Origin of the sequence: Kiloniella laminariae DSM 19542 (assembly GCF_000374005.1) — a bacterium.
Taxonomy (GTDB): Bacteria; Pseudomonadota; Alphaproteobacteria; order Kiloniellales; family Kiloniellaceae; genus Kiloniella; species Kiloniella laminariae.
In genome coordinates this window covers 56551-80681 of the sequence record NZ_KB893138.1, presented here as the reverse complement: position 1 = coordinate 80681, position 24131 = coordinate 56551, and the positions used below count along the sequence as shown (strand labels likewise).

23 protein-coding genes are annotated in these 24131 nt (G+C 53.1%); 9 read left to right on the top strand and 14 right to left on the bottom strand.

The annotated features are described in order from the left end of the window. Nucleotides 1-398: 398 nt before the first annotated feature. Entirely contained in the window at nucleotides 399-1766 is a 1368-nt protein-coding gene (locus B152_RS0109215) for an aminotransferase-like domain-containing protein (RefSeq protein ID WP_020592122.1), read from the bottom strand. 162 nt (nucleotides 1767-1928) lie between these two features. Here B152_RS0109215 and B152_RS0109210 point away from each other — a divergent pair, with 162 nt between their 5' ends. After that, entirely contained in the window at nucleotides 1929-2897 is a 969-nt protein-coding gene (locus tag B152_RS0109210; RefSeq protein ID WP_020592121.1) for a threonine dehydratase, read from the top strand. Between the two features lie 23 nt (nucleotides 2898-2920). Here B152_RS0109210 and B152_RS23110 read toward each other — a convergent pair whose 3' ends face one another. Then, nucleotides 2921-3445 (bottom strand): GNAT family N-acetyltransferase, encoded by a 525-nt coding sequence (locus B152_RS23110; RefSeq protein ID WP_083921852.1) that lies wholly within the window; start codon nucleotides 3443-3445, stop codon nucleotides 2921-2923. Nucleotides 3446-3597: 152 nt separating this feature from the next. On the opposite strand from B152_RS23110, the gene B152_RS0109200 reads away from it, so the two are divergent. Further along, nucleotides 3598-4467 (top strand): tetratricopeptide repeat protein, encoded by an 870-nt coding sequence (locus B152_RS0109200; protein WP_157231008.1) that lies wholly within the window; start codon nucleotides 3598-3600, stop codon nucleotides 4465-4467. A gap of 18 nt (nucleotides 4468-4485) precedes the next feature. Here B152_RS0109200 and B152_RS0109195 read toward each other — a convergent pair whose 3' ends face one another. From B152_RS0109195 to B152_RS0109165, 7 genes are all read right to left on the bottom strand, one after another. Beyond that, entirely contained in the window at nucleotides 4486-5202 is a 717-nt protein-coding gene (locus B152_RS0109195) for a type 2 periplasmic-binding domain-containing protein (RefSeq protein WP_020592118.1), read from the bottom strand. 176 nt (nucleotides 5203-5378) lie between these two features. Further along, nucleotides 5379-5828 carry a DMT family transporter gene (locus tag B152_RS0109190; RefSeq protein ID WP_020592117.1) on the bottom strand — a complete coding sequence of 150 codons (450 nt, stop codon included), beginning with the start codon at nucleotides 5826-5828 and terminating at the stop codon, nucleotides 5379-5381. A gap of 136 nt (nucleotides 5829-5964) precedes the next feature. Continuing rightward, on the bottom strand, nucleotides 5965-6588 hold the full coding sequence (locus B152_RS0109185) for a Crp/Fnr family transcriptional regulator (protein WP_020592116.1): 624 nt from the start codon (nucleotides 6586-6588) through the stop codon (nucleotides 5965-5967). A gap of 146 nt (nucleotides 6589-6734) precedes the next feature. Continuing rightward, a complete protein-coding gene (locus B152_RS0109180; RefSeq protein ID WP_169337413.1) occupies nucleotides 6735-7481 on the bottom strand; it encodes a hypothetical protein in 747 nt (248 codons plus the stop codon). A gap of 484 nt (nucleotides 7482-7965) precedes the next feature. Continuing rightward, complete coding sequence (locus B152_RS0109175; RefSeq protein WP_020592114.1) at nucleotides 7966-8976, bottom strand: zinc-binding alcohol dehydrogenase family protein; 1011 nt, start codon at nucleotides 8974-8976, stop codon at nucleotides 7966-7968. 29 nt (nucleotides 8977-9005) lie between these two features. After that, entirely contained in the window at nucleotides 9006-9347 is a 342-nt protein-coding gene (locus tag B152_RS0109170; RefSeq protein ID WP_020592113.1) for a cupin domain-containing protein, read from the bottom strand. Nucleotides 9348-9350: 3 nt separating this feature from the next. Beyond that, nucleotides 9351-10454 carry an alkene reductase gene (locus B152_RS0109165; RefSeq protein WP_020592112.1) on the bottom strand — a complete coding sequence of 368 codons (1104 nt, stop codon included), beginning with the start codon at nucleotides 10452-10454 and terminating at the stop codon, nucleotides 9351-9353. 146 nt (nucleotides 10455-10600) lie between these two features. On the opposite strand from B152_RS0109165, the gene B152_RS0109160 reads away from it, so the two are divergent. Further along, entirely contained in the window at nucleotides 10601-11497 is an 897-nt protein-coding gene (locus B152_RS0109160; RefSeq protein WP_020592111.1) for a LysR family transcriptional regulator, read from the top strand. A gap of 28 nt (nucleotides 11498-11525) precedes the next feature. Here B152_RS0109160 and B152_RS0109155 read toward each other — a convergent pair whose 3' ends face one another. Both B152_RS0109155 and B152_RS0109150 read right to left on the bottom strand, forming a co-directional pair. After that, nucleotides 11526-12422 (bottom strand): MurR/RpiR family transcriptional regulator, encoded by an 897-nt coding sequence (locus tag B152_RS0109155; protein WP_020592110.1) that lies wholly within the window; start codon nucleotides 12420-12422, stop codon nucleotides 11526-11528. 83 nt (nucleotides 12423-12505) lie between these two features. Continuing rightward, the gene (locus B152_RS0109150; protein ID WP_020592109.1) at nucleotides 12506-12892 is read right to left on the bottom strand and encodes a RidA family protein; all 387 of its coding nucleotides are present in this window, start codon (nucleotides 12890-12892) and stop codon (nucleotides 12506-12508) included. Between the two features lie 261 nt (nucleotides 12893-13153). Here B152_RS0109150 and B152_RS0109145 point away from each other — a divergent pair, with 261 nt between their 5' ends. The 5 genes from B152_RS0109145 (at nucleotide 13154) to B152_RS0109125 (ending at nucleotide 18798) form a co-directional block, all read left to right on the top strand. Continuing rightward, nucleotides 13154-13678 carry a TRAP transporter small permease gene (locus tag B152_RS0109145; RefSeq protein WP_020592108.1) on the top strand — a complete coding sequence of 175 codons (525 nt, stop codon included), beginning with the start codon at nucleotides 13154-13156 and terminating at the stop codon, nucleotides 13676-13678. Further along, on the top strand, nucleotides 13675-14955 hold the full coding sequence (locus B152_RS0109140) for a TRAP transporter large permease (protein ID WP_020592107.1): 1281 nt from the start codon (nucleotides 13675-13677) through the stop codon (nucleotides 14953-14955). The genes B152_RS0109145 and B152_RS0109140 overlap by 4 nt, the downstream gene beginning before the upstream one ends. 129 nt (nucleotides 14956-15084) lie before the next feature. After that, the gene (locus tag B152_RS0109135; protein ID WP_020592106.1) at nucleotides 15085-16137 is read left to right on the top strand and encodes a TRAP transporter substrate-binding protein; all 1053 of its coding nucleotides are present in this window, start codon (nucleotides 15085-15087) and stop codon (nucleotides 16135-16137) included. A gap of 89 nt (nucleotides 16138-16226) precedes the next feature. Next, nucleotides 16227-17693: a M81 family metallopeptidase gene (locus B152_RS0109130; protein WP_020592105.1), complete on the top strand. Its 1467-nt coding sequence runs from the start codon at nucleotides 16227-16229 to the stop codon at nucleotides 17691-17693. A gap of 46 nt (nucleotides 17694-17739) precedes the next feature. After that, nucleotides 17740-18798 (top strand): D-TA family PLP-dependent enzyme, encoded by a 1059-nt coding sequence (locus tag B152_RS0109125; RefSeq protein ID WP_020592104.1) that lies wholly within the window; start codon nucleotides 17740-17742, stop codon nucleotides 18796-18798. Between the two features lie 208 nt (nucleotides 18799-19006). Here the strand turns inward: B152_RS0109125 and phnY are convergent, their stop codons facing one another. From phnY to B152_RS0109110, 3 genes are all read right to left on the bottom strand, one after another. Beyond that, nucleotides 19007-20440 carry a phosphonoacetaldehyde dehydrogenase gene (gene phnY, locus B152_RS0109120; RefSeq protein WP_020592103.1) on the bottom strand — a complete coding sequence of 478 codons (1434 nt, stop codon included), beginning with the start codon at nucleotides 20438-20440 and terminating at the stop codon, nucleotides 19007-19009. A gap of 23 nt (nucleotides 20441-20463) precedes the next feature. Beyond that, nucleotides 20464-21714, bottom strand: a complete 1251-nt coding sequence (gene phnA / locus B152_RS0109115) for a phosphonoacetate hydrolase (protein ID WP_020592102.1) — start codon at nucleotides 21712-21714, stop codon at nucleotides 20464-20466. Nucleotides 21715-21798: 84 nt separating this feature from the next. Continuing rightward, entirely contained in the window at nucleotides 21799-22956 is a 1158-nt protein-coding gene (locus tag B152_RS0109110) for a 2-aminoethylphosphonate--pyruvate transaminase (protein ID WP_020592101.1), read from the bottom strand. Between the two features lie 195 nt (nucleotides 22957-23151). On the opposite strand from B152_RS0109110, the gene B152_RS0109105 reads away from it, so the two are divergent. Next, complete coding sequence (locus tag B152_RS0109105) at nucleotides 23152-24033, top strand: LysR substrate-binding domain-containing protein (protein WP_020592100.1); 882 nt, start codon at nucleotides 23152-23154, stop codon at nucleotides 24031-24033. Nucleotides 24034-24131: the final 98 nt, after the last annotated feature.

Here is a 24131-nt window from a genome sequence, read left to right as displayed (position 1 = left end):
CGCCGCATAGCCCGGGCGACCAGTCCGACCCTCGCCTTGCGGTAACAACGGCTCCAGCGCGTTCCAGTTGATCAAACCTTCTATACCCTCAAGCGCGTTCAGCGCTGGGTGGTCCAAAAGCTCATGTGTCGCGAAAAGGGCGGGTTGTGTTTTGAAGCTTTGTTTCATAGCCAAAAAATACTTAATCAATCAGTCTAGGGAAAGGTCAGAGTTTTGCTGAGGTCTCTGTAATGTATGATCTATTATTCACTCCGCGTACAAAAGTAATGTCATTTACAGATCTGCATCACCTGCCCGAAAATTTCAAAAGGGATATCGGGTTATCAACAAAATCACCTCGCAAGAAGTTTTTTGATAATCCGCCAAAATTCTGAACTCCGATCTGGAAGGATAAAGCTCTACGCCAAAATATTGCATTCAATCAACTTATCCAAGGCCAAACTAAGTACCGCACGACTTTGGGGTGCTGTCAGACAGATCCGCAACCTGTTTTCCTGGTGCCGACCGCTAGAGAAAAAACTGTCCGGAACAGCTTCTACTCCCCTTGCCCGCACAACCATCACCGCATCATCTGCCGGAATACAGGTTTCCAGCCAGAGGTGCGGCGCGGGCGAAAGTACGCTTCCGGGCGCCTGTCTCCCTGCTCCTTTCAACCGGGATCGGGCAAGGTTCCAACGCGCAGCAACCTCAACCTGCTGCCAGTCGCTACGGGCAAAGGCCCGCCCTTCCTCAATCCAGTGACAGGCCATGCCCAACATCACCGGGCTCATGGTCCAATGTGTGGCATGAACCTCAGCCCGGATCGGGGCAATCCAGCGCTCCGCCCCCGAAACAAAGCCGAACCGCAGCCCTGGTCCAACTGTTTTGGACAGGCCGGAAATCATCAGGCAGTGCTCTGGCATCTCAAGTGCCAATGGCCTTTGTCCGGACAAGGGCCCATAGACATCGTCCTCGATCACCAGAAGATTTCTTGTTTTGACAACGGCTGCAATCTCGGCCCGTCTTGTTGCCGACATGACAGTCCCGGTCGGGTTTTGCAGATTGGGTGTCAGGACAACAACCCTGGCCCCGCTGCTCCGGCTGGCAGCATCCAGGGCTGAAGGCAAGACACCTGCCTCGTCACAAGGAATCCCCTGCAAACGCAACCGAAGTTGCCGGGCGACAGCCTTCATGCCGGGGAAGGTAAACTCTTCAACCAGAACCGTTGCACCGGGCTCACAAAGCACCAGCAAACAGGCCAGCAAGGCTTGCTGAGCGCCTGCTGTTGGTACCACAGCTGCCGGAGGCAACTCTACCCCTCGCCAAGCCAGCCATTTACTTCCCGCCATCTGCGCCCGGGTCAGTAAATCCGGAGCATGATAGGAAAACAGTTCTGTAGATCCACTTTCCTTTTTCAAATAATCAGCAAACAACTCTGCTGCCTGATCGTCATCCGGATGACGGGCCGGGATATTTGTCGAAAGGTCGATAAGCTCCCGGGTGGGGTTTTCTTTCAAGGCGAAAAGCTCTGCCTCGCGACTGCTGGCCAGAACAAAAGTGCCCCGACCAACTTCACCGCCGATCAGGTGTCGTCGCGTCGCCTCACGATAGGCCTGGGTAATGGTGCTGACGTTCAGGCCAAGATCCCAGGCCAGATCGCGGTAGGTCGGCAACCGATCCCCTGCCCGCAACTCTCCTTCTTTGATCGCACTGGCAATCGCTTGCGCAACTGCGAGGTACTTAACCGGAATCGTCGGGTCCAGTGTTGGTCTCCAGTCCTGTTTCATCACCCAATCATCCCTGATGTCAAAAAAACCGTAACGGAAAACATTGTCGCCCACACAATATTAATATTGAACCACACAATCAAGCTGATAGGCTTTGCTCAACCGCGGAGAACAAATTGCAAGTCTGTACAGTTGGCAGATCCAGAAAACGAAGGATTAAAGATGTTTAGTGAAACACAGTTGAGAGAAGCCGCCAGCTATATTTATCAGCACATGTCTCCAACACCCCAGATATCCTGGCCACAGATAAATCAGCGGGTTGGTTGTCAGGTTCTGGTCAAACATGAAAACCATACTCCCATCGGTGCTTTCAAGGCCCGGGGTGGCCTGACCTTTGCGCGGTGGCTCAAGCAAAATCATCCTGAGGCAACCGGGATCGTTACCGCGACCCGCGGCAACCATGGACAGGCCCAGGCATTTGCCGCCACCAAGGCAGGTCTCGCCTCAGTTGTGGTCGTTCCCCACGGCAATTCAAAAGAAAAAAACAATGCCATGCGCTCCTTTGGGGCCGAGGTGATTGAGCAGGGTGCAGACTTCAACGAAGCCCTGCTCGAGGTTGCCAAACTGGCCGAACAGAGAAAGCTCTTTGTAGTGCCTCCCTTCCACCCCCAGATCATGCTGGGTGTGGCCAGCTATGCCCTCGAACTCTTCACCGCAGCTCCTGATCTTGACCGGATCTACGTACCCATCGGCTGTGGCTCCGGGATCTGCGGCACCATCACCGCCCGCGATGCACTTGGCCTAAAAACCGAAGTGATCGGGGTGGTATCGGACCAGTTCCCCGCCGCCAAACTGTCTTTTGACAGCGGACGCATCACCGAAAGCGGTCCGGGCAGCTCCTTTGCTGATGGCATGGCTGTGCGAGTCCCGGTTCCCGATGCCTTCGCCATCTACAGCAAAGGGGCGAAACGGGTTATCACCGTGAATGATGACGAGGTTGCCGAAGCTGCCAGAATTTATTTCAGCGACACCCACAACGCCACCGAGGGAGCCGGAGCCGCAACCCTGGCCGCAGCCCTGCAGGAACGCGATCAGCTTGCAGGCAAAAAAATCGGGATTGTTCTTTCCGGCGGCAATATCGACAGCTCTGCTTTCTCGGAGATTCTGAACGGGGAAACACCAAAAGGGTAGGATATCTTTCCAAAAAAACCGACTTAAAGCTCTTTGACTGCCCAGATCTGATCTACAGATCCACCCTTCACCCTAAGGGCACCCTTCAGGTGCTCAACAGTCTGAAATCCGTTTTTACGGTAAAAGGACAGAGCAGCAGGATTGTCTGCGCGAATATAGGCCGAGATTTTTTGATAACCCTGTGCGCGTGCTGCTTGAAAGCTTGCCGCGCACAGGCTTGTGCCGATACCCTTCCCATGATGGGCCAGGGAAACAAAGCTTGATATCTCCCCTTCTCCCGAAAAGGCCTTTGCAGGAAAATTAAGAGGATTATCTTGTACCGGATCTTGCCCTTTCACCACGGGCTCTATTGACTGCAGTCCCAGTATTTTCAAGCTCCCCTCTGCGACGGCAACCAGAAAAATTCCTTTTTCCGGAAAAGACTTCTGATAAGAAAGNTGCCCGGCCACAGACAGCGTCTCGCGCATCGCGGTCAAACCGCCGCGGGTAATAATCGGATTGAGCAAGGCAACGATCCCGGCAGCATCTCTTTCCTCGACCTCACGGATTGTAAACCTTACTCCCCCTCTTCAAACTCCATCTTGTTGTGATTATATTTCACCACTATAAAGTGCGTTCATGTGAAAGTTCATCTCTTCATTACACTGACGACCCAACGAATTCCCTGTCACCGACCCAAACCAGCAAGGACGCCTCGCTCGTGCCAATAGCCCTTTCTTCAAAACCTGTTTCAATTGCCGCCCTAGCACTATTGGCAACGCTTGGCCTCACCAGCTACAGCGTGGCACAGACATCCGCTGCCGCCAATTGCGCGCTTGAAATCATAGAGGACGCGGAACAGGAGATGGCACTCTTGGGCAAAGCCCGACAGGATGACGTTTGCGCCGCCAATTCACTTGGCTATTACTACTACACCCAGCAAAATTATCGGCCTTCTCTGGAGTGGTGGGGCAAAGCTGCTGACTTGGGGCATGCTCGGGCGGCCCTCGAGATGGCCATGATACATCGGGACGGTCTAATCCCAGATCCTGATCTGGCCGAGATGAATCACCGCCTGCGTCAGGCAGCTGAATTAGGGCAGGTTCATGCACAGCTTGAGCTGGGGCTGAATTACAGTGAAGGCAGCGGGGTCGGAAAAGATCTGGAACAGGCAATGTACTGGTTTGAACAGGCCGCCAGACAGGATTATGCCGCTGCCCAGTATTTGCTGGGCTGGTATTACTGGACAGACGAACGGGGCATGGATGACATACAAGGCCCTTACGCTTCTAATGACGATAAAGCCCTTTACTGGACCTGCCTTTCCGCACAGCAGAACGATCCCGAGGCCCAATATGAACTGAGCAAGGCCTATAGCATCGGTCGGGGAAACCTGACAGCAGATCAGGATCAACGGGCAGCCTGGCGGCAAAAAGCAGCAGACAATGGCTCTGAAGAAGCTCTTGATGAAATCGCCCAGCTAAGCAACGATACATGGTATACAAGACTGGAGCGTTGGGGCCAGAAGCTTTTCAAGCCGGCAACAGAAGCCAGCTGTGCCGACGATCCCCGGGTTTTACAGGACGAATAACAAGTACGTTCTTACGCCTCACATAAGTCCACCTTTTTCTTTTTGCGGATCACCATTCAACTCTCCTTCCAGCTCAGCAAAGGGATGATGTCGATCGAGGTAATCTGAAAAGCGCTTCATAAACGCGTGATATTCCTCACCGAGATAATGGTAAAAGGCTTCGGCCTCCAACTGCTCTTGGCGAAGAGGCAGCTCGGTAATCTTCTTTTCATCCAGGATCCGGCGGACCAGGAAATCAGACGCCAAAAAAGCCTCGACTTCTCCCTGTTCGTAAGCCTTGATAACCGCATCAAAATTCTGAAAGGCTACTGCTGGCTTTGTCTTGACGAAAGCTTCCTGCCAGTAAAAACCCAGAACGTAGGCGATTTTTGGTTCCTCTTTTTCCGATAGACCCGGACGTCGCCAAAGATAACCGGAAATCATAAACAAAGGGCTGGATTTTACATATTTGCGTTCATAAAAACCCTCAGCAGAGGGCAAGCGATAAAGCTCTCCGTCTACTGTATGATTGTTAAAGGTAGCGATCCCTCGACGCCCGGGAAAGGCGACAACTTCTACCGGGCAGCCAAGTTCAAGATAGATCTGTTCAATAATTTTCTCGGCCCGCTGCGACAGCTTGTTATTGCTGACTGTGGCGATCTTCTTTGGACAGATGACAGTGCTATTCGCCAGGCTGGCTCCTACAGCGCCGGACCCAAGTAGGAAAAAAATCAAAGCTGCGGCACCCAGCCTCATGGCTCCACCAAACGATTACAAGAAACTGTCGACAACTGTTACAAACAGATCGACACCACCATCATCGGATGTAAAAAATAATTTTTCCTTACCCGGAGTTACAATTTGAAATTTCCAGTTGAAAATTTCCGCTAGAATTTTTCTGTGCGGAAACAAAGACCAGTATGCTGCTGCTCTTAAAACTTGTTAATCAGCAAAGATCCGCCCACAAGCAGGACAACACCAAGCAGCTTGACTGCCGTCACAGGAACGACCGGCAGATAGAACCAGCCGAAATGACCAGCAATCATCGCCAGCAGGATTTGCCCCGTGAGAGCTGCCGAGACAACCGACCCCGCCCCGATCTTGGGGATAAGCCAATAAAAGGATGCGATGGCAAAGGCACTGAGCAGCCCGCCTGTGAACCAGAGATAAAAAGGTACACTCTGCAGTGAAGATGAATCGGGAACCCGCCTGACAGCAAAAACCAAAGCCAGAGTCGTAAAAACCAGACTGGCGGAAAAAGCCACAACCGTTGCAAAGACAGGGTTTTTCAACAGCAGACCGAGTTGGGAATTCAGAGCAGCCTGAGCGGCAATGGCAGCGCCAGCGACAAAGGCTACAAAAGGCAAGATAGATGTGTTCATAACCGGAAATTACGACCCGGCGGCATAATCATCATTTACATATGTTGATCATTTTTCGAGTTTTGAAATTATATTTTCCGACAGTCAACTTTCCGGGGCTTTATTCTTGAGAACAAGGAAGTTCATCTCTGCCCGGTTATCCAGTCACCAGGGCTTTGCGGATCCGGCTCAACTGGGTTGGCGTGACACCAATATGCGAGGCGACATGATATTGGGATAACCGCGTTTCCAGATCAGGCTGTTGCCGACGAAAATTAAGATAACGTTCGGTGGCACTCTCCTGCACCAACGCGACCTCCCGACTTTCCTTGGCCAGAACCCAGTTCTTTTCCAGATAGAGAATATGAAACCATTTCAAATCCTCGGAACGTTGCAACAGTTTGCGATAACCAGAAAAATCCAGCTCCAGCAACAGGGTTTTCTCCAGTGCCTGGATTGTAAAATCCGAGGGCCTTTTCTCGAGAAGGGCAACCATGGACCCGGGGTAACTGTTCTCGGCAAAGAACACCTTGTTGTATTCATTGCCCTTGCTATCAGCTGAGAAAAACCGCAGCAGGCCTTTATAAACAAATCCAAAACTGCAGGGCACATCGCCCTGGTGCAGAATACAGTCCTGACGTTCAACAACTCTGGGAACCAAAAGCCCGAGCAAATCATTCCATGTCGGATCTGACAGCGGGTGATAACAGGACATTGAATTCCGCAGAGCGGCAAAAGCATCGCTGCGCCAGGTTTCAGTTTTACAGCCATCCGTTGGCATTTTTTTATTCCTGCTTTTCTATCACAGTGACCATACAGATTTCTGCAGCATAGATACCCGGCCCCCGCTAGGAAGACAACCAGGTATATTTTTCAGATATCGGGCAGGTCTGGATAATAAAGACAAGGGAGGAAGATCCCGCAATCTTACTGCGTTAGTGTGATAACCTGCTTACTGCCAGATTCAGGGATTTCCATAAAGCTGAAGGGTTCATGTTCATCAAGATACCGGGAAAGCCGGATCATGAAAGGAGTGAACTCAGCCCCAAGATAATGATAGAACGGAGCGTGGATAATTCTTCCCCCTTTTTCAGGAACGGGTTGGATTTTTCCGGCAGTAACTCTGATATTCATGGCAAAATCAGTATAGAGAAAAGAGCCGATTTCTCCGTTCTGATAGGCGTTCAGGAGATCATCCGAGCTGTTATAGACTTTCCCCCGACGTCCCTTCATATAATTTTCGTGCCAGACAATGCCAAAGAGATAACCGATTGGCAGCGTCTCCCGCAGGGAAACATCAGGGTGAAGCCACAAATGTCCATTTTCAAAGAACAAGGGGCGGCTTGACCGGACAAATCTCCGGGTATAGAGCGACTCTACAACCTCAAAACGGAGGATCTCGCCATCCACTTGCAGGCTATTAAATGAAAAAACGCCGCGTCGTCCGGGGTAATCAAGCACCTCAACCGGACAACCGAGGCTTTCGTAGATCGCGCTCAGGATCTTTTTGCTGGTCAGACTCAAATAATTTTCGCTGATCGCGGCGAGTGTTTTGGGACAAACGCCCGCATCCTGGGCCCGAACAGAACCGGAACTCCAGACCGATAACACAAACACACTCAAAAGAATTACACGCAATCGTTTCAATGGCTTATAGACTCTCAACCCATCCATTCAGCAGAGATTCATTCTACACTAATCGAGCCTAAATTGCGATCCCTCATCCAGAGCCCTCCTAAAACAGCTCACAAAAAAACTCTTCCGGACAGAACAATGATCCAAGGAAACCTTTTGGGAAAAATCATGGGGAAAACATCAGAGAGAATGGCCGGAGAAGGATAACTCCAGCACAAAAAATACTCTCCAAAAGAAAAAGGGCTGCAGCATCTGCCGCAGCCCAAGTTAAGCTAACCTGACACAAACACCTAAAATGTCAAGCCGCCTTCCAGTTCCTCTAATACCTCAATTTACCGGGTCAAGGCAACGGGTAAGTGCTTTTATTCTCGCAGGAATTGCCGACGTGATTCCTGTTCTTTGGTAAATCCAGAACAAGAAAACACCCAACAGACTTCACAGCCTTGTTGCTTCAAGAAAAATTTATCCGGTATCGCCTGTTAACCAGACGAAACCAGACAGAGCAAAAAAGAAGAATTCCCTCTTAAAATCCTTCCAGCACAAGCTTTCCTCGTGCCGCCCCGGTTTCAATCAGGGCATGGACTTTGCGCAGGTTATCTGCGTTGATCGGGCTCAGGACAATGTTCACAGTGCTGCGCAACTGCCCCTTGTCGATCTCTGCAGCAACATAGTTCAAAAGCTTGTGTTGCTCGATCATGTCAGCCGTCTGATGCATGGATCTGGTAAACATCAGTTCCCAGTGCAAACTCGCCGCCTTGGTTTTCATCGCCCCCATCGGCATGGGAAGATCTGTATCATCAATGGTCACAATGCCTCCTTGAGGCCGGATCAGCTCTACTGCGGCTTCCCAATGGCGCATATCGTTGAAAATCGCGATATGATCAACATAGATCAAGCCCAGCGCCCGAACCTGATCGACCAGTGACTGATGATGATTGACCACATGATCGGCTCCCAGCTCTGTAACCCACTGGACAGTCTCGGGGCGGGATGCTGTGGCGATAACGGTTAAACCCGCCCTTTTGGCCAGTTGAATACCAATGGAACCAACACCCCCTGCCCCACCGATAATCAGGATCGTCTGTCCGGCATCTGCACCGGCAGGATCAATTCCCAACCGATCAAAGAAAGATTCATAGGCCGTAATGCTGGTCAACGGCAGAGCCGCAGCTTCGGCAAAAGAAAGACTTTTGGGCTTATGTCCGACAATACGCTGGTCCACCAGCTGATATTCGGCATTGCTGCCTGAGCGGGTGATATCCCCGGCATAAAACACTTCATCGCCCGGCTGAAACAGGGTTACATCTGGCCCCACCGCCTCAATCACCCCACTGGCATCCCAACCTAAGATACGTGGGGTTTCCTCAATCTTGTCTTTTGGAGCCCGGACTTTGACATCGACCGGGTTTACGGCCACTGCCTTGACGGCAACAAGCAAATCTTGCCCCTGTGGCACCGGTTTTGGTAAATCCAGATCCAGGAAAACTTCTGGATGATCCACGGGAAGGTACTGGGTTAAGCCTACAGCTTTCATTGTTTTATTCCTTCAAAATTCATTTAACATCAGCGGTTGTATTCAACGGTTACAAACACCAGCGGGTACTTTCCCGTGTTCTCCAGGTCGTGGACAAAGCCGTTTTCAGGTGAAAGATCGTCATAATAGCGGGTATCCCCCGCCCGATAGACAATCTCGACCTCGCTGCCATCGCCAAAGCGTGAGTGTCCCGTGCCATCGGTCAGAACTGTCCAGAAATAGGGCCGATCATGACGATGTGCTGGCAGACGTTCTCCCGGTTGAAGGCGGAGATGCCATACCCGCATTTCTGCAGTATCCAGCACCAGTTCGGTTCCGATCCTGTCGTTGAGCAAAGCCCTCAGGAACTCTTCGTCTATGGCAGAAACCATTCCTTATGCTTTCTGTTCGGCAGGCAGGTAATCGGCATAGCCTTTAGCCGTCCCGCCAAACAGGGTCGCAGGATCAAAATCGGCAAGCTCCAGCTCTTCATTAAAACGCCGGGGCAGATCGGGATTGGCAATAAAAGGCCGACCATAGGCCACCATATCGGCAAGCCCCCGCCCAAGGATCTCGGCGCCACGTTCACGGGTATATTTACCCGCAACAATGATTGCTCCACGATAAACTTTTCTCAGCTTGTGGCGAAAGGCCTCGGGGATAACCGGTGCATCTTCCCAGTCCGCTTCGGAAAGGTGAATGTAAGCCAGACCGATACGCTCCAGTTCTGCCGCGGCCAGCAGAATGGTATCGATGATTTCCTCATCAGCCATATTGCGCTGGGTGATAAAGGGCGACAGACGGATACCTGTCCGATCAGCTCCGATCTCTCCGGCAACAACCTCGGCAACCTCAACCAGAAAACGGATCCGGTTTTCCTGTGACCCGCCATAGATATCTTCGCGGTGATTGGATGACCGCCTCAGGAACTGGTCGATCAGATAACCGTTTGCTCCATGAATTTCCACACCATCAAATCCAGCAGCAGCGGCATTGGCTGCCGCCTTCCGGAAATCCTCGATCACGTCCGGGATCTCTTCAAGGGCCAACGCCCGTGGCAAGGGACAATCCACCATACCGCCCTCGCCACTTTCCGGATCAACAATCCAGACCTGCGCATCAGGCGAAAGAGCAGAGGGTGCAACGGGCTTGCCATCAGCATGGAAAGATTGATGGCTCATGCGTCCCACATGCCACAGCTGCAAAAAGATCTTGCCGTCTGCCGCATGGACCGCCTCAGTCACGCCACGCCATCCCGCAATCTGTTCCGGGGAATAGATCCCGGGGGTAAAGGAATACCCCTGCCCTTGCGGTGAAATCTGGGTTGCCTCGGTAATGATCAGGCCAGCCGAGGCCCTTTGCTGATAATATTCAGCCATCAGGCTGTTTGGTACGTCGCCGGGCTGGTCCGTCCGGCAGCGGGTCATTGGTGCCATGGCAATTCGGTTGGACAGGTCAGAAACACCAAGACGCAAGGGATCAAACAAACTCTGTTTCATGGCAAGGGTCACTCCGCATACAAGACAAAGGGGATAACGGGTGGAGCAGTCACTGCACTGCTCCCTTCTCGCCTACAGAGATAATTCTTGCTTCATGATTAAATAATTGAGATTTTAATCAAAACATAATTCGGAAAATCTGAATAATGGATCATCTTGCCTCCCTCGCTCTCTTTATGAGAATTGTCGAAAAAGGTGGCCTTGCCATCGCAGGCCGGGACTTTGGCCTTTCTCCCGCAGCCGTCACTGAACGCCTGGCCGCACTGGAAAGCCATTACAAAGCCAGACTGCTCAACCGGACGACCCGTGCAATCAGCCTCACAGATGAAGGTCGTACCTTGTTTGAAGGGGCCCGAAATCTGCTCAGTGAAGCCACAGATCTGGAAAGCCGCATCCGGCATGGGGTCGCCCAGCTTTCCGGCCCCATTCGGCTCAGTGCACCGATCGACCTTGGTCGCAACCGTGTTGCCCCGCTGCTGGACTGTTTTATGGAACAACATCCGGAGATCTCCGTCGAGCTCTGCCTTTCGGACGGCTACATCGATCTGGTGGCCCAGGGAATTGACCTGGCCCTGCGCTTTGGATCTCTTAAGGACAGTTCGTTACAGGCAAAAAAAATTGGAACCAACCGGCGTATTCTTTGTGCTGCCCCGGCCTATCTTGCCCGCTTCCCGCAACCGGAACATCCAGACGATCTCTCAGAACATAACTGCCTGCTGATGCGTTTTGGCACGACCACAGACCGGGAATGGCCCTTTGTCATCAACGGGAAAAAGAAAAACTACAGCGTGCGCGGCAACCGCATTGCCAACGACGGCGCACTGGTCAAGCACTGGTGTCTCGAAGGGCACGGACTGGCACTAAAATCACTCTGGGATGTTGAATTCCACTTAAAGCGCGGCGAACTTGTGCCTTTACTGGAAAGTTTTTCAGCTCCGGAAACCACCCTGCAGATTGTCTACCCCGGCGGCAGTACTCTCCCGAAACGGGTCAGGGCTATGATTGATTTTCTGAGTAAGGAGCTGGCCCGGGAACTGGACTAACCCCGCAGCTTGCCCAATCCTGTCATGATCAATCGCCGATCGGCTGAGGATCTGTACTTTTATGCAGGGCCACCAGGGAAGAGCGAATACGCCGGAGTTTCTCCTTGGCCTGTTCGGGCAACTTGCGCGCCACACCTGCGGCGAGGACGTCGATGATTGCCAGAAAAACCAGCCGCGAAGCCGTCGGTTTATAGATGTCCGGGTCTTCAGGCAGATCCAGAACAATTGCGATGTCACAAGCCTCTGCCAGAGGAGAGTTTCTTTTGGTCAGACAGATCGTCCGCGCCCCGTACTGCTGCGCGATACCTACACTGTCCAGCAACTCTTGCGGTTTCCCTGTTGCCGAAATGGCAAAGACCACATCGCCTTTTCCCAAGGTTGAAGCCTGCATGCGCTGCAGATAGCCATCGCAGTGGGAGGCTGTCGGAATTCCCAACCGAAAGAAACGGTTACTGGCATCATTGGCCACAGTGGATGACCCACCACCGACCCCGAAAAACACCACCTGTCTGGCCTGGGCCAAACACTCCATTGCCGCCTCAAGCCGGGCAGGATCCAGTTGGCTTCGGGCATCACTGGCAACCTGCACCAGCACCCCCAGAACCTGATCCACCAAAGCCCCCGGGCTGACATCTCCGTCGCTGACCCGGGTCATATACTGAACACTTACGGCCAGGTTTTGCGCCAGCTTGATTTTAAAATCCCGAAAACCACTGCATCCCAGCGTGCGACAAAAACGAATGACTGTCGGCTCGCTCACCCCGACAGCAGCAGCGATATCCGAAACCGTGGCCTGGGTCACCTGCTCAAGATTGTCCAACACATAGGAGGCAACCAGTTGCTCCCGGCTATGGAAACTTCCATCCAGCTGTCTCAGCTGCGAAATAAGGTCGATGGTAAAGGTCATGGCTTGTTTTCCGGTCACGCATCTCCTGCTCTGGAGTGTGGCAAAAGCTACCACACTCCCAAATCTTATCAACAACAAGCCACGAATGCTTCGTGACAAAACTATTTAGGCTGATAAGCCACAACGTCGATTTCAATTTTTGCATCGACCATCATCTGGGATCGTACAGTAGAACGCGCCGGTTTTTGACCCGGGAAAAACTCGCTGTAAACCCGATTGAAAGTCCAGAAATCACGGGTGTCATCCAGCCAGACATTGACCTTGACCACATCATCCAGCGTACAGCCTGCCAGGGCCAGAACCTTTATCACGTTCCCCATGGTCTGCCGGGTCTGGCTTTCAATCCCTCCGGAAACAATCTCGCCCCGCTCATCCATGGCCACCTGCCCGGAAATGTAAACAAAATCACCTGCTCTGACGGCTGGGGAAAAAGGAAGTTTCTGACCTCCGGCGCCACTGCCTTCATTACCAAAGTATTCAAGTGCCATGAGATTCTCCTGATTTAGGTCATTATGTCTGAATTCAAACTCATAAAGAGTCGATTCATGTAATTTAACTACATATTGCTTTTCACGGACAAAACCTGGAATGTCAACACATTACCTTTATATTCAGGCATAAATTTAGGAAAACATCCTACTTAAATATTTATCACACTCAATTATTTGACTCGACAAATTACATAAAACGCCATAATTATGTAAAAAAATTACATACAACAATAATAAAAACATAACAGGGATGTCAGTATGGGAGCTGATTCGAGTCTGAGGCAGGCGGCCGCCAGATTAAGTGACGGGTTGAACTGGTTCATAGAGCGTGTTGTCGCGGCCATCATGTTGCTCATGGTATTTGATGTCTGGCTCGGCGTTCTGGATCGTTATGGTTTTCACTGGCAGTTGCCCTGGCCAGAGGAGCTGGCACGTTATCTGATGATCTGGGCAGCGCTGCTGGCCATTTCCTGTGGCATTGCCCGCCGGGAACACATTGGCCTGACCATTTTGCTCGACCGTCTCCCCTCTGCCCTGCGCGCCCCGATTTTAATGGTGATGGATCTCGTCTCCCTGCTGATCTTTGCCTACATCGCCTGGTACGGCATTGACTTTGCCCAGGCCGGAGCAAAACGACAGGCGATGATTTTTGGCATGACCCTCGCCCTTCCTTTTGCAGCAGTACCTGTGTCAGCGGCTATCGCCTGCCTGCAACAGGTCCTTGTTGCCATTCGGGATATGGGAAAATACAGCGCAACAGGCTCAACGGAGGAAGTAAAATGATCGTTGCAGTAGCTTTTCTCCTTCTATTGCTCCTGGGCCTGCCGATCGGCTTTGCCATTGGTGCAGCCGGAATTGTCGGCCTGCTTGATATGGGCGGAGAGCGTTTTCTTGCCCTTGGGCCAAGCAAGATTTTTAATGGCCTGAACATCTTTCCTTTTCTCGCCATGCCTTTCTTTATCCTTGCGGGCGAGATCATGAACCACATCGGCATTACCAGCCGCCTGGTTCTCTTTGCCCAGGTTCTGGTCGGACACTTTCGCGGTGGCCTTGCCCATACCAACATGATGGCCTCTGTCTTCTTTGCCGGGCTGACAGGTGCTGCCACCGCCGATGCAGCCGCTTTTGGCAAGACCCTGGTTCCCGCCATGGTCGAACGGGGGTATCGCCGCGACTATGCCTGCGCCGTTACCGCAGCAGGCTCCATTATCGGCCCGACCATCCCGCCATCGGGCCTGATGGTGATCTACGGTTCGCTGATGGGTGTCTCGATAGGCGGTCTCTTTGCTGCGGGTGTCCTGCCCGGCCTGATGATCTGCCTGATCTGCATGGCCGTCATCGCCACCGGAGCCAAGCGAAACAACCTGCCAAAATCCGAACGTCGCGCCACTCTTATGGAAATTTTCCGGGTTTTCCGCTCTTCGATCCTCGCGCTGATCATGCCCATCATTATCCTCGGTGGCATTCTTGGCGGCATCGTAACCCCGACCGAGGCAGCCTCCATCGCTGTGGCCTATGCCCTCTTTATCGGTGTTTTTGTCTATCGTTGCCTGTCTGTGTCCGCCTTTATCGGCATGCTGATCAGGACGGCGCGGATTACCGGGATCATCTTTGTTATCATCGCCTTTGCCTCTCTGCTCGGCTGGTGGCTCAGCTTTAATCGTATCCCCCAGGAAATTGCCCAGTTCTTCCTGACGATATCAGACAATCCCTACATCATTATCGCCATGATCGTCGCCCTGTTACTGATGGTTGGCATGATCATGGATATCACCGCGATCCTGATCATCATGGCCCCGGTTATCGTCCCGCTGACCCAGCAGATCGGCATGCAGCCCATTCACGCCGGGATCGTGATCGTGCTTGCACTCAACATCTCCCTGATGACACCGCCAGTCGGGGCCTGCCTCTTTGTTCTTTCTTCGGTCACCGGAGAAAAAATTGAACGCATTGCCGCCAAACTCTGGCCCTTCCTGGTCGCCGAGGTCGCTATTCTCTTCCTCTTTGCCTTCTGGTCGGATCTCGCCCTGCTGATTCCGAGATCCCTTGGTTTTCTATAGCCAGGCGTTTCGTTAACGGGCCAGAAGGCAAGGCAATACCAAACTCCGGCTGAAAGGTCATGCTGCCGGAGAAGCAACCAAGAATATGACCACATCAGAGGTTTCACAGTCATAAAAGGAAACGGAACAATGAAACAGAAAAGCTGGAAAATCGCCTTAGCTGCAGCCGTTGGCGTCAGCATGCTGGCTTCACAGGCCCATGCAGATGCCAAGATCCTGAAGTTCGGTCACGACAACAAGGATGACCCTTTTGAGAACCCGGCCCATGCCTGCACAGCAGTTTTTGCCAACATTATCGAGGCCGACACCAACGGCAGTGTTAAGGTCGAAGTTTACCCCAGCAACCAGCTGGGCGGCGCAAAAGAACATGTCCAGATGGTTCGCGATGACGTTCTCCAGGCAACCCTGACCTCCACCGGGGCTCTCTCGTCCTATTACCCGCGCATTGATGTGCTCAACCTGGCCTTTGCCTTCGACAACAATGCCTCGACCTACCAGGTTTTTGACGGCCCCTTCGGCCAGACACTGGCCAAAGATATCGAGACGACACTTGGGGATGTAGAGGTTCTGGGCTTCCCTGATACTGGGGGCTTCTTTGCCGTTACCAACTCCAAACACCCGATTGAAACGCTTGATGACTTCAAAGGCATCCGGGTACGGACCATGACCCTGCCTTCACATCAGAAAATCATCCAGGCGCTCGGTGGCGAAGCCTATCCTCTGGCCTGGGGCGAGGTCTATTCCGGTTTGCAAACCGGTGTAATTGACGGCCAGATGAACCCGGTGCCGATCATCTCCTTTGCCAAGTTCGAAGAGGTTCAGGAATACATGACCCTGACCAACCATCTTTTCTCGCCCTATACTTTTATGCTCAGCAAAACCTTCTGGGACAGCCTGAACAAAGACGAACAGCATGTGGTGCGCTACGCTGCGGAATCCTGTGTCGCAGCCAGCCGCGGACTTTCCCGGATTATTGAGGCGTCTGATCGTGGTCTCGCCGGACTGAAAGAGAAAATCAAGGTTACCGCCCTGACACCAACCGACCGTGCAGCCTTCAAACAGGCGACCCAGCCTGTTGTCATCCAGCATGTTACGGAAACATACGGGGATGAAGGCGTGACCTTGCTGTCTCTCTTCCAGGAAGAGGTCAACAAGGCCAACGCCAAAGAGTACCTCGAATAAAGTGCACTCTGCAGGCGGAGGCCATGCACGCCTCCGCCTGTTCTCATCATAGATCCAGTCGTTCAGAAATAACAATATCGAGCCATCGCATGAGAGTTTTTTGCGCCTCCATCGCAACCGAAACCAATACCTTCTCGCCCCTGCGGACAGATATGTCCGACTTTCGGGAAAGCTTTTATGCTGCCCCCGGTGATCATCCGGAAACTCCGACGCTTTGCAGCGCGGTGATGACCGTCTGCCGCAAGCGCGCGGCAGAAGAAGGCTGGACGTTGATCGAAGGCACCGCGACCTGGGCAGAACCCGGCGGACTGGTCAACCGGGCCACCTGGGAGCACCTGCGCGATGAAGTGCTGGACCAGTTGCGAGCGGCCCTGCCACTTGAAGCCGTCATCCTTGGTCTGCACGGCGCCATGGTTGCGCAGGATTACCCCGATTGCGAAGGCGACCTGTTGCAGCGGGTCCGCCAGATTGTCGGTCCGGATGTCACGATCGGCGCGACACTCGATCCGCACAGTCATCTTACCCCCTTGCGGGTCGAGAATGCCGATCTGCTGGTGGCGTTCAAAGAGTTTCCCCATACAGACTTTGTCGATGCAGCGGTTGATTGCGTCGATCTGGTTCTTCGGACTTTACGCAAGGAAATTACCCCGACCAAAGCCGTGTTTGATTGCCGGATGATCGAAGTGCTGCCCACCAGCCTTGAGCCGATGCGCTCGTTCGTCGACAAACAAAGATCACTTGAGGGGCACGACGACATCCTGTCCATCTCGACCATTCACGGTTTTATGGCCGGAGACGTACCAGAAATGGGCAGCAAAATGTTGGTCATCACCGACAATGCCCCGGAAAAAGCACAGTCCCTGGCAAGGCAGCTTGGTGAAGAGCTTTTCAGCTTTCGCGGCAAGACCCGTCCCGAGTTCCTGGTTCCCGGCGAGGCCTTTGATCGCGCTGCAGCCATCAAGGATGGTCCCGTTGTCATTGCAGACGTCTGGGATAATCCCGGTGGCGGGGTTCCCGGTGATTCAACCGTCTTGTTGCACCATGCCCTGCAACGGGGACTGACTTCTGTCGCTGTCGGCACGATCTGGGACCCGATGGCGGTACGCACCTGCATTTCTGCGGGAGAAGGTGCAAGCCTGCAGCTGCGTTTTGGTGGCAAAACTTCCGCCTCTGCCGGGGCCCCCATAGATGGCTGGGTCGAGGTCAAAAAAATTGTCCGCAATGCGACCCAGAGCTTTGGCGACAGCATTGTCCCACTCGGCGATGCCGTTGTCATCCGGATTGAGGGCATCGATGTGATCCTCAATACCAACCGGGCTCAGGCGTTCGAGCCGGACCTTTTTTCCAATATGGGGATTGATCCAGCGAGCAAGAAACTGCTGATCGTCAAGTCGACCAATCACTTCCATCGGGGTTTTGCCCGGATTGCCTCACAGATCCTTTATGCCAATGTTGAAGGCCCCTATCCCAGTAACCCCGAAACCAATGCCTATCAAAACCTGCGCCGTGCGATCTGGCCAATCCATCCCGATCCCCACAACCACGCCAGCGAATAACGGCATATCGTAAATAAGCCTGCTGTAATAAGAAAGTATCTCGCGCATGTTCTTTGAAGAGATAGAGACCCCCGCTGTATTGATTGACCTTGCGATTGCCGAGCGAAATATTGCAGCCTATCAAAGCTATTGCGATAAACATCAGCTTGACCTGCGCCCTCATATCAAGACCCACAAGCTTCCGGATTTGGCCCAACGACAGATCACCGCTGGTGCCGTTGGCATTACCTGTCAGAAAATCAGCGAAGCAGAAGTCATGGTCGCCGCCGGGTTACAGGACATCCTGATTTCCTACAACATCCTTGGCGCCTCTAAACTGGCGCGTTTACGGGATCTTTCAGAAAAATGCAGCCTTCGGGTCACCGCCGATAACGAGACCGTCGTTCGCGGTCTCTCCTGGGCTTTCAAAACAGCCACTTCACCACTTGCTGTTCTGGTAGAATGCGATACCGGTGCAGGACGCTGTGGCGCACAGACTCCCGGCGCAGCAGTTAACCTTGCCAAACTGATCGACAGTCTGCCAGGTCTCTGCTTTGCCGGACTAATGACCTATCCTGCTGTTGGCAAACCAACCGCTGTTCAGGAGTGGCTTGCCGAAGCTATGAGCCTGTGTCAGGAGGCTGATCTTGCCTGTCCGGTGGTCAGCGGCGGTGGCACCCCGGACATGTGGTCGGCTCACTCTATTCCGGCCCTGACAGAATACCGGGTCGGAACATATATCTATAATGACCGCTCTCTGATCGAACGCGGGGTCTGCAAAGCCAGTGATTGTGCCCTGACAGTTCTGACAACCGTGGTCAGTGTCCCGACAAACAACCGGATCATCATCGACGCCGGATCAAAAGTCCTTACCTCGGACCTGCTCGGACTACAGGGCTATGGTCTGGTGGTCGGTCACCCCGAAATCGCGGTTGTCGGCCTGAGCGAAGAGCACGGAGAGCTGGACTGTTCCCGTACAACCACAGAATTTCAACCCGGAGACCGACTGCAGATCATCCCCAATCACGCCTGCGTCGTCAGCAATATGGTCAACGAAGTAAAGATGATCAGAAATCACAAACTTGAAAGCTGCCAAGTTGTTGCCGCCCGCGGTTGCGTTTTCTGATAGCGGGAAACAAAACCTCCCGGCTGGTACAAAAAAGAAGGGGAAGCAGAAGCTTCCCCTGAAGTTTATTCACCAGAACATCGGCAGCAGACACCGGGTTCTCTCCAGCTGCAGGTCAAAAGCAGCCTAGGAAGCGCGATCAAACCAATAAAATCGCGGGTAAAACCTTGCCAGCAAGGGCTTGCACCAACAAGCCCCTCTCTCGCCCCTAGAACCAGGGCAGAGAGTAGGTCTTGACGTTGGTATAGCTCTTCATCGCCTCAATCACGCCTTCCTTGTAGCCAAGGCCGGAGTCTTTGATTCCGCCAAAGGGAGACATTTCGATCCGATAGCCGGGCACTTCCCAGACGTTCACGGTGCCGGTTTTCAGCTCTTTGATGAAGCGTTTGATGTAGTTGAAATTATCGGTACAGACCCCGGAAGACAGACCAAAAGCCGTGGAGTTGGACACGCGGATCGCATCGTCGATATCCTTGACCCGGATAATCGGAATGGCTGGACCAAAGGTCTCTTCGCGCACCAGTTCACAATCAAACGGCACATGATCAACCACAGTTGGCGGATAGAGCGCGCCTTCACGGTTGTTACCGTACAACAGCTTGGCGCCGACCCCCACCGCATCATTGACCCGGCGTTCGAACAACATCGCGGACTGTTCGTCAATCACCGTCCCCAGATCGGTTTCCGGGTCCATGGGATCGCCGTATTTCAGTTTTTTGGCTTTTTCCAGGATCAGACGGGACAGTTCGTCCGCGACTTCCTCAACCACCAGAATACGTTTGACCGCTGTACAGCGCTGACCGGAGTTCTTGGTCGCGCCAGAGACTGCCAGCTCAGCAGCCTTGTCGAGATCCGCATCTTCCATCACGATCAATGGTGCATTACCACCGAGTTCAAGTACGGTACGGCGATAACCAGCATTTTCAGCAATGTACTTACCAACCGGAACACCGCCGGTGAAGGTTACGAGCTCGATGTTTTTGTTGGTGATGAACTCGTTGCCAAGATCTTCGGGCAGACCGGTAATGATCGAGAGCATCTCTTTCGGCAAACCAGCTTCGTAAATGATGTCAGCCAGCAACAGCGCGGTCAGCGGGGTTTTTTCCGTCGGCTTGCACACGATGCAGTTGTTGGTGGCAATCGAAGGTGCAATCTTGTGCGAGATCATGTTCAGCGGATGGTTGAAAGGCGTGATCGCAGAGATCGCCTTCAGCGGTTCGCGTTCGGTATAGATCTTGCGCTGCTTTCCATGCGGTGTGATATCGCAGGAATAAATCTCGCCATCGTCGAGAATACACATCTGGCCCGCAAGGGTATAGACGTCATAGGCCCGGCCAACTTCGTAGAGGGAGTCTTTTTTGCACAGACCGGATTCAGCCGTGATCACGTCGGAAATTTCTTCCTTGCGACGAACCAGGGTCTCGGCAATGCGAAACAGGATCTGTTGACGATCATATCGGGTCAGGGTCGAATTATAATTCGCCGCAATCTCAAAGGCCTCGCGGGCATGTGCCGCCGTACCGCGCGGCACAGAACCAACGATTTCGTTGGTGTAGGGGTAGTGCACATCGATCCGGCCTTCGGTATCCACCAGTTTACCGGCAATACGCATCGGCTCGTGGCCAACAATCTTTACAGACATAGCTATATCCTCAGTTCTACCGGTTATTCGGCGTAGTTTACGGAACAGTAGAAAGCGTCAAAGTTCCGCAGGCGCATGTCAGACGGGATACCCGGCATCGGACGGTTGCTGATAAACGGTACTTTCTGTTCGGTCAGACCACCATGGGTCCGCAAGGGACGATCCAGCGCCGAAAGATCGTGACGGGATTCTGATGTTCCGATCGCCAAGTGACGTTCAGAAATGACAATAATGTCACCCATGCGGTCTTCCGGTAGCTCCAGCAGGGCACAACCAGCAGGTCCAGAAATCGCCAGTTCAACCCCGTCCATTGCAGAAAGATGTTTGACCGCTTCGTCGGTTGACACACCTTTGGGCAGGTAAGCCGTCGCAAAAGATCCCAGAGCGCCATGATGCACAACGTAAGGATCTGTGATCGGCAGGATAACCCGCGCTTCGTCCTTGCCGTACCAGTCATCCAGCAGGTCCTGCAGATACAGTACGTTCGGCTTGCCGTCTGCGGCGTGTTTCGGGTTCATGCCGTGATCGGCAGTCAGGGTCAGAACGGCCCCAAGTGCATCGAGTTTGGCCCAGTAGCCATCCATCATTTCATAAAAAGCCAGCGCGCCTTCTTCGTCCGGGGCATATTTGTGCTGAATGAAATCGGTTGTGGAGAGATACATGATCTCCGGACGGACTGTTTCCAACAGCTTCACACCAGCGGCAAAGACAAACTCGGACAGATCAGAGCTGTATACGGACGGAACCGGCTTGCCGACGAACGCGTTGACATTGTCGATGCCGTTATCGGCCAGATTGGCAGCATCAGATTTCTCAGCAGAAAAACAGATCGCATTGCCCTTGCTGTAATCCAGCCCGTGGCCAAGCAGCAGGCGCAGCTTGTCTTTGGCAGTGACAACCGCAACCTTGGCGCCAGCATCCTGATAAGAAGAGAAGATGGTTTTGGCGCGATAATACGTCGGTGCGTTCATCAGTTCTTCTTCACCAGTCTCCTGGTTATAGAAGTAGTTGCCACAGATCCCGTGATAACGCGGCGGGCAACCGCTGACGATGGAGAGGTTGTTCGGGTTAGTGAAGCTCGGCACCACGGATTCAGCAATCCGGTTGGTGTTCACGCCACTGTCGATCAGCTTTTTCAGCCAAGGCATCCGCCCGGCTTTCATAGCCACTTCCATATAATCTGGTTCGCTGCCATCAACACAGACAACCACGATGGGGCGTTCGGAACGTTTGTAAAGGCGGCCATTGGCCTGAACGAGTTTACCAGCACTCATAGGATATCTCCCGATTTTAGTGTCTTTACCGCAGTCCTTTCAGCCAATCTCAGGCCCAAAAGGAACTGCGATATGAATGTATTTTCAGGCAGCAGCGGCAGGTGCGCAGTTTTTAACACCCATTTCCACGATGGTTTCCTTGATCACTGCCAGAGCAGCGCGGATGTCATCATTGCCCATGCGACCGATACAGCCAACCCGGAATGAATCTGCCACCGTCAGCTTGCCCGGATAGATCAGATAACCGCGTTCGGCCAGACGATCATAGAAATTCTGAAAATCAAACTTCGGATCAGTTGGCTTGTGGAAAGTCACGATGATCGGAGCCTGCAGATGATCGGGCAAAAGTGTTTCAAAACCCATGGCGCGCATACCGTCGACAAGGATCTTGCAGTTGGAGGCATAACGACCGCCGCGGCCTTCGACACCACCTTCTTCCTCGAACTCGCGAATTGCCTGTTCAAAAGCAACGATACAGTGTGTCGGCGGGGTAAAGCGCCACTGATCGGTCTTTTCCATCTGCACCCACTGGTCATAAAGATCCAGCACCAGCGAGGGCGCATTGCCTTCGGTCTTTTCCAGCACCGAACGACGGACCAGAACAAACCCCATACCCGGGACACCTTCAAGGCACTTGTTCGAAGATGCCGCAACGGCATCAAAGCGGATCTTGCTGGCATCAACTGGAAGGGCGGCAAAGGCGGACATGGAGTCAATCAGCAATGATCGCCCGTGCTTTTCAACCATATGAGCAACTTCAGCAATCGGGTTGAGCACACCGGAGGTGGTTTCACAGTGGATCACCGCGACATGAGTGATCGCCTTGTCTTCGCCCAGACGGGCATCCAGATCCGTCACACTGACCGGCTGGTCTTCCGGGTATTCAAGCAGGTCGTAGCTACGTTTGTAATAGTCACAGATCTTGGCCATGCGGCGGCCATAGGCACCATTGACCAGGATCAGCAGCTTGCCATCCCGTGGCAGAAGAGTTCCCAGCATCGCTTCGACAGAAAAGGTTCCGCTGCCCTGGAGCGGCACACAGACAAAGTCATCCTTGCCATTGATAATGTTGAGCAGGCTGCTACGCACACGGCGGTTGATCTCGATGAACTTTTTGTCCCGTGATCCATAGTCATGCAGCATGGCTTGCTTGGTTGTCACAGAGGTGGTCAGCGGACCTGGTGTCAGCAACCAGGGATCACCAGATGGGGAAGCAGCAACGGCAGATGTCTTGTCAGACATGAGGATCTCCTCGTTTGATCCGAAAACGTAAGGACCGACAGGGCTGAACCCTGAACAATCCCAGGCTGGAATTTTTTGGTCCGGGACTTGCCTGAGCAATTTCTCAACAAGCCCTCCGAACGTCTTGCTCTATATGCCGCGACTCTGTATCATAAATCAAATCGATACTTTTTATATTACAAATTGGTTTAATCTATGAATCACGCCCAGATCCGCGCCTTCCATGCCGTGGCCAGTGAAGGCAGCTTTACCAAGGCTGCCGACGTGCTCAATGTCACCCAGCCAACCCTGTCCGGACAGGTCGCCGCTCTGGAGGAAACCTATGGGGTAAAACTCTTCGAACGCCGGGGACGTGGAATCGAGATCACCGAGATCGGGCGCCGCCTGCATGCCGTAACCCTGCGCCAGTTTGCAGTAGAACTCGAAGCCGAACAGGTGCTGCTTTCCGCCCGGGGTCTGATGTCGGGCCAGCTCCGTGTCGCCGCCGATGCCCCCTATCATGTGGTGCCTCTGCTCGCGACCTTCAGCAGGCTTTACCCGGGGATCAATTTCTCCATGAGCTTCGGCAATTCGCAACAGGTGTTACAGGGCCTGTTCGAGCGAAAATCCGATGTGGTTATCATGCCCAACATTCAAGAAGATCGCCGCCTGCATGCCGCCCCGCTCAAACGGGAACCCCTGATCGTCTTTGTCGATCGCAACCACCCCTGGGCCGCCCGGCGCAGCATCAGCATTACCGAACTGGTACATCATCGCATTATCCTGCGTGAAAAAGGGTCTGTCACCCGCAAGATTTTTGAAAGCGCGCTGGAAAGCGCGGGTGTCAAACTGCTTGAAACCCTTGAAATCGGTAGCCGCGAAGCCGTGCGTGAAGCTGTGGCTTCCGGTCTGGGTATCGGCGTGGTGTTCGAAAGCGAATTTGGCAATGACACCCGTCTGCACGGCCTGACCGTCCGCGATGTCCAGCTCGAGGGACTGGAGTATGTCGCCTGTCTGAAAGAGCAAAAAGACAGCCCGGTTATCCGTGCCTTCTTTGATCAGATCCAGAGCTCGACATCCTCGGGGTACGTCAAATAACACGAGCAGCCCGGCTGATTACCCTCCCCTAAATTCAAGTTAATATCGTCTATTCATCCCTTATTGGGTAGAGTCTGGGTATACTCTCCAGATTGACA

Bases quoted from the DNA above. Each gene is read 5' to 3' on its own strand.
- B152_RS0109105 (WP_020592100.1), top strand. From the start codon at position 23,152: ATGAATCACGCCCAGATCCGCGCCTTCCATGCCGTGGCCAGTGAAGGC.
- B152_RS0109170 (WP_020592113.1), bottom strand. From the start codon at position 9,347: ATGGTTTCTGCCATAGACGAAGAGTTCCTGAGGGCTTTGCTCAACGAC.
- B152_RS0109210 (WP_020592121.1), top strand. From the start codon at position 1,929: ATGTTTAGTGAAACACAGTTGAGAGAAGCCGCCAGCTATATTTATCAG.
- B152_RS0109140 (WP_020592107.1), top strand. From the start codon at position 13,675: ATGATCGTTGCAGTAGCTTTTCTCCTTCTATTGCTCCTGGGCCTGCCG.
- phnA (WP_020592102.1), bottom strand. From the start codon at position 21,714: ATGAGTGCTGGTAAACTCGTTCAGGCCAATGGCCGCCTTTACAAACGT.
- B152_RS0109130 (WP_020592105.1), top strand. From the start codon at position 16,227: ATGAGAGTTTTTTGCGCCTCCATCGCAACCGAAACCAATACCTTCTCG.
- B152_RS0109150 (WP_020592109.1), bottom strand. From the start codon at position 12,892: ATGGCACTTGAATACTTTGGTAATGAAGGCAGTGGCGCCGGAGGTCAG.
- B152_RS0109145 (WP_020592108.1), top strand. From the start codon at position 13,154: ATGGGAGCTGATTCGAGTCTGAGGCAGGCGGCCGCCAGATTAAGTGAC.
- B152_RS0109110 (WP_020592101.1), bottom strand. From the start codon at position 22,956: ATGTCTGACAAGACATCTGCCGTTGCTGCTTCCCCATCTGGTGATCCC.
- B152_RS0109180 (WP_169337413.1), bottom strand. From the start codon at position 7,481: ATGGATGGGTTGAGAGTCTATAAGCCATTGAAACGATTGCGTGTAATT.
- B152_RS0109165 (WP_020592112.1), bottom strand. From the start codon at position 10,454: ATGAAACAGAGTTTGTTTGATCCCTTGCGTCTTGGTGTTTCTGACCTG.
- B152_RS0109135 (WP_020592106.1), top strand. From the start codon at position 15,085: ATGAAACAGAAAAGCTGGAAAATCGCCTTAGCTGCAGCCGTTGGCGTC.
- phnY (WP_020592103.1), bottom strand. From the start codon at position 20,440: ATGTCTGTAAAGATTGTTGGCCACGAGCCGATGCGTATTGCCGGTAAA.
- B152_RS0109160 (WP_020592111.1), top strand. From the start codon at position 10,601: ATGGATCATCTTGCCTCCCTCGCTCTCTTTATGAGAATTGTCGAAAAA.
- B152_RS0109125 (WP_020592104.1), top strand. From the start codon at position 17,740: ATGTTCTTTGAAGAGATAGAGACCCCCGCTGTATTGATTGACCTTGCG.
- B152_RS0109185 (WP_020592116.1), bottom strand. From the start codon at position 6,588: ATGCCAACGGATGGCTGTAAAACTGAAACCTGGCGCAGCGATGCTTTT.
- B152_RS0109190 (WP_020592117.1), bottom strand. From the start codon at position 5,828: ATGAACACATCTATCTTGCCTTTTGTAGCCTTTGTCGCTGGCGCTGCC.
- B152_RS0109215 (WP_020592122.1), bottom strand. From the start codon at position 1,766: ATGAAACAGGACTGGAGACCAACACTGGACCCGACGATTCCGGTTAAG.
- B152_RS0109195 (WP_020592118.1), bottom strand. From the start codon at position 5,202: ATGAGGCTGGGTGCCGCAGCTTTGATTTTTTTCCTACTTGGGTCCGGC.
- B152_RS0109175 (WP_020592114.1), bottom strand. From the start codon at position 8,976: ATGAAAGCTGTAGGCTTAACCCAGTACCTTCCCGTGGATCATCCAGAA.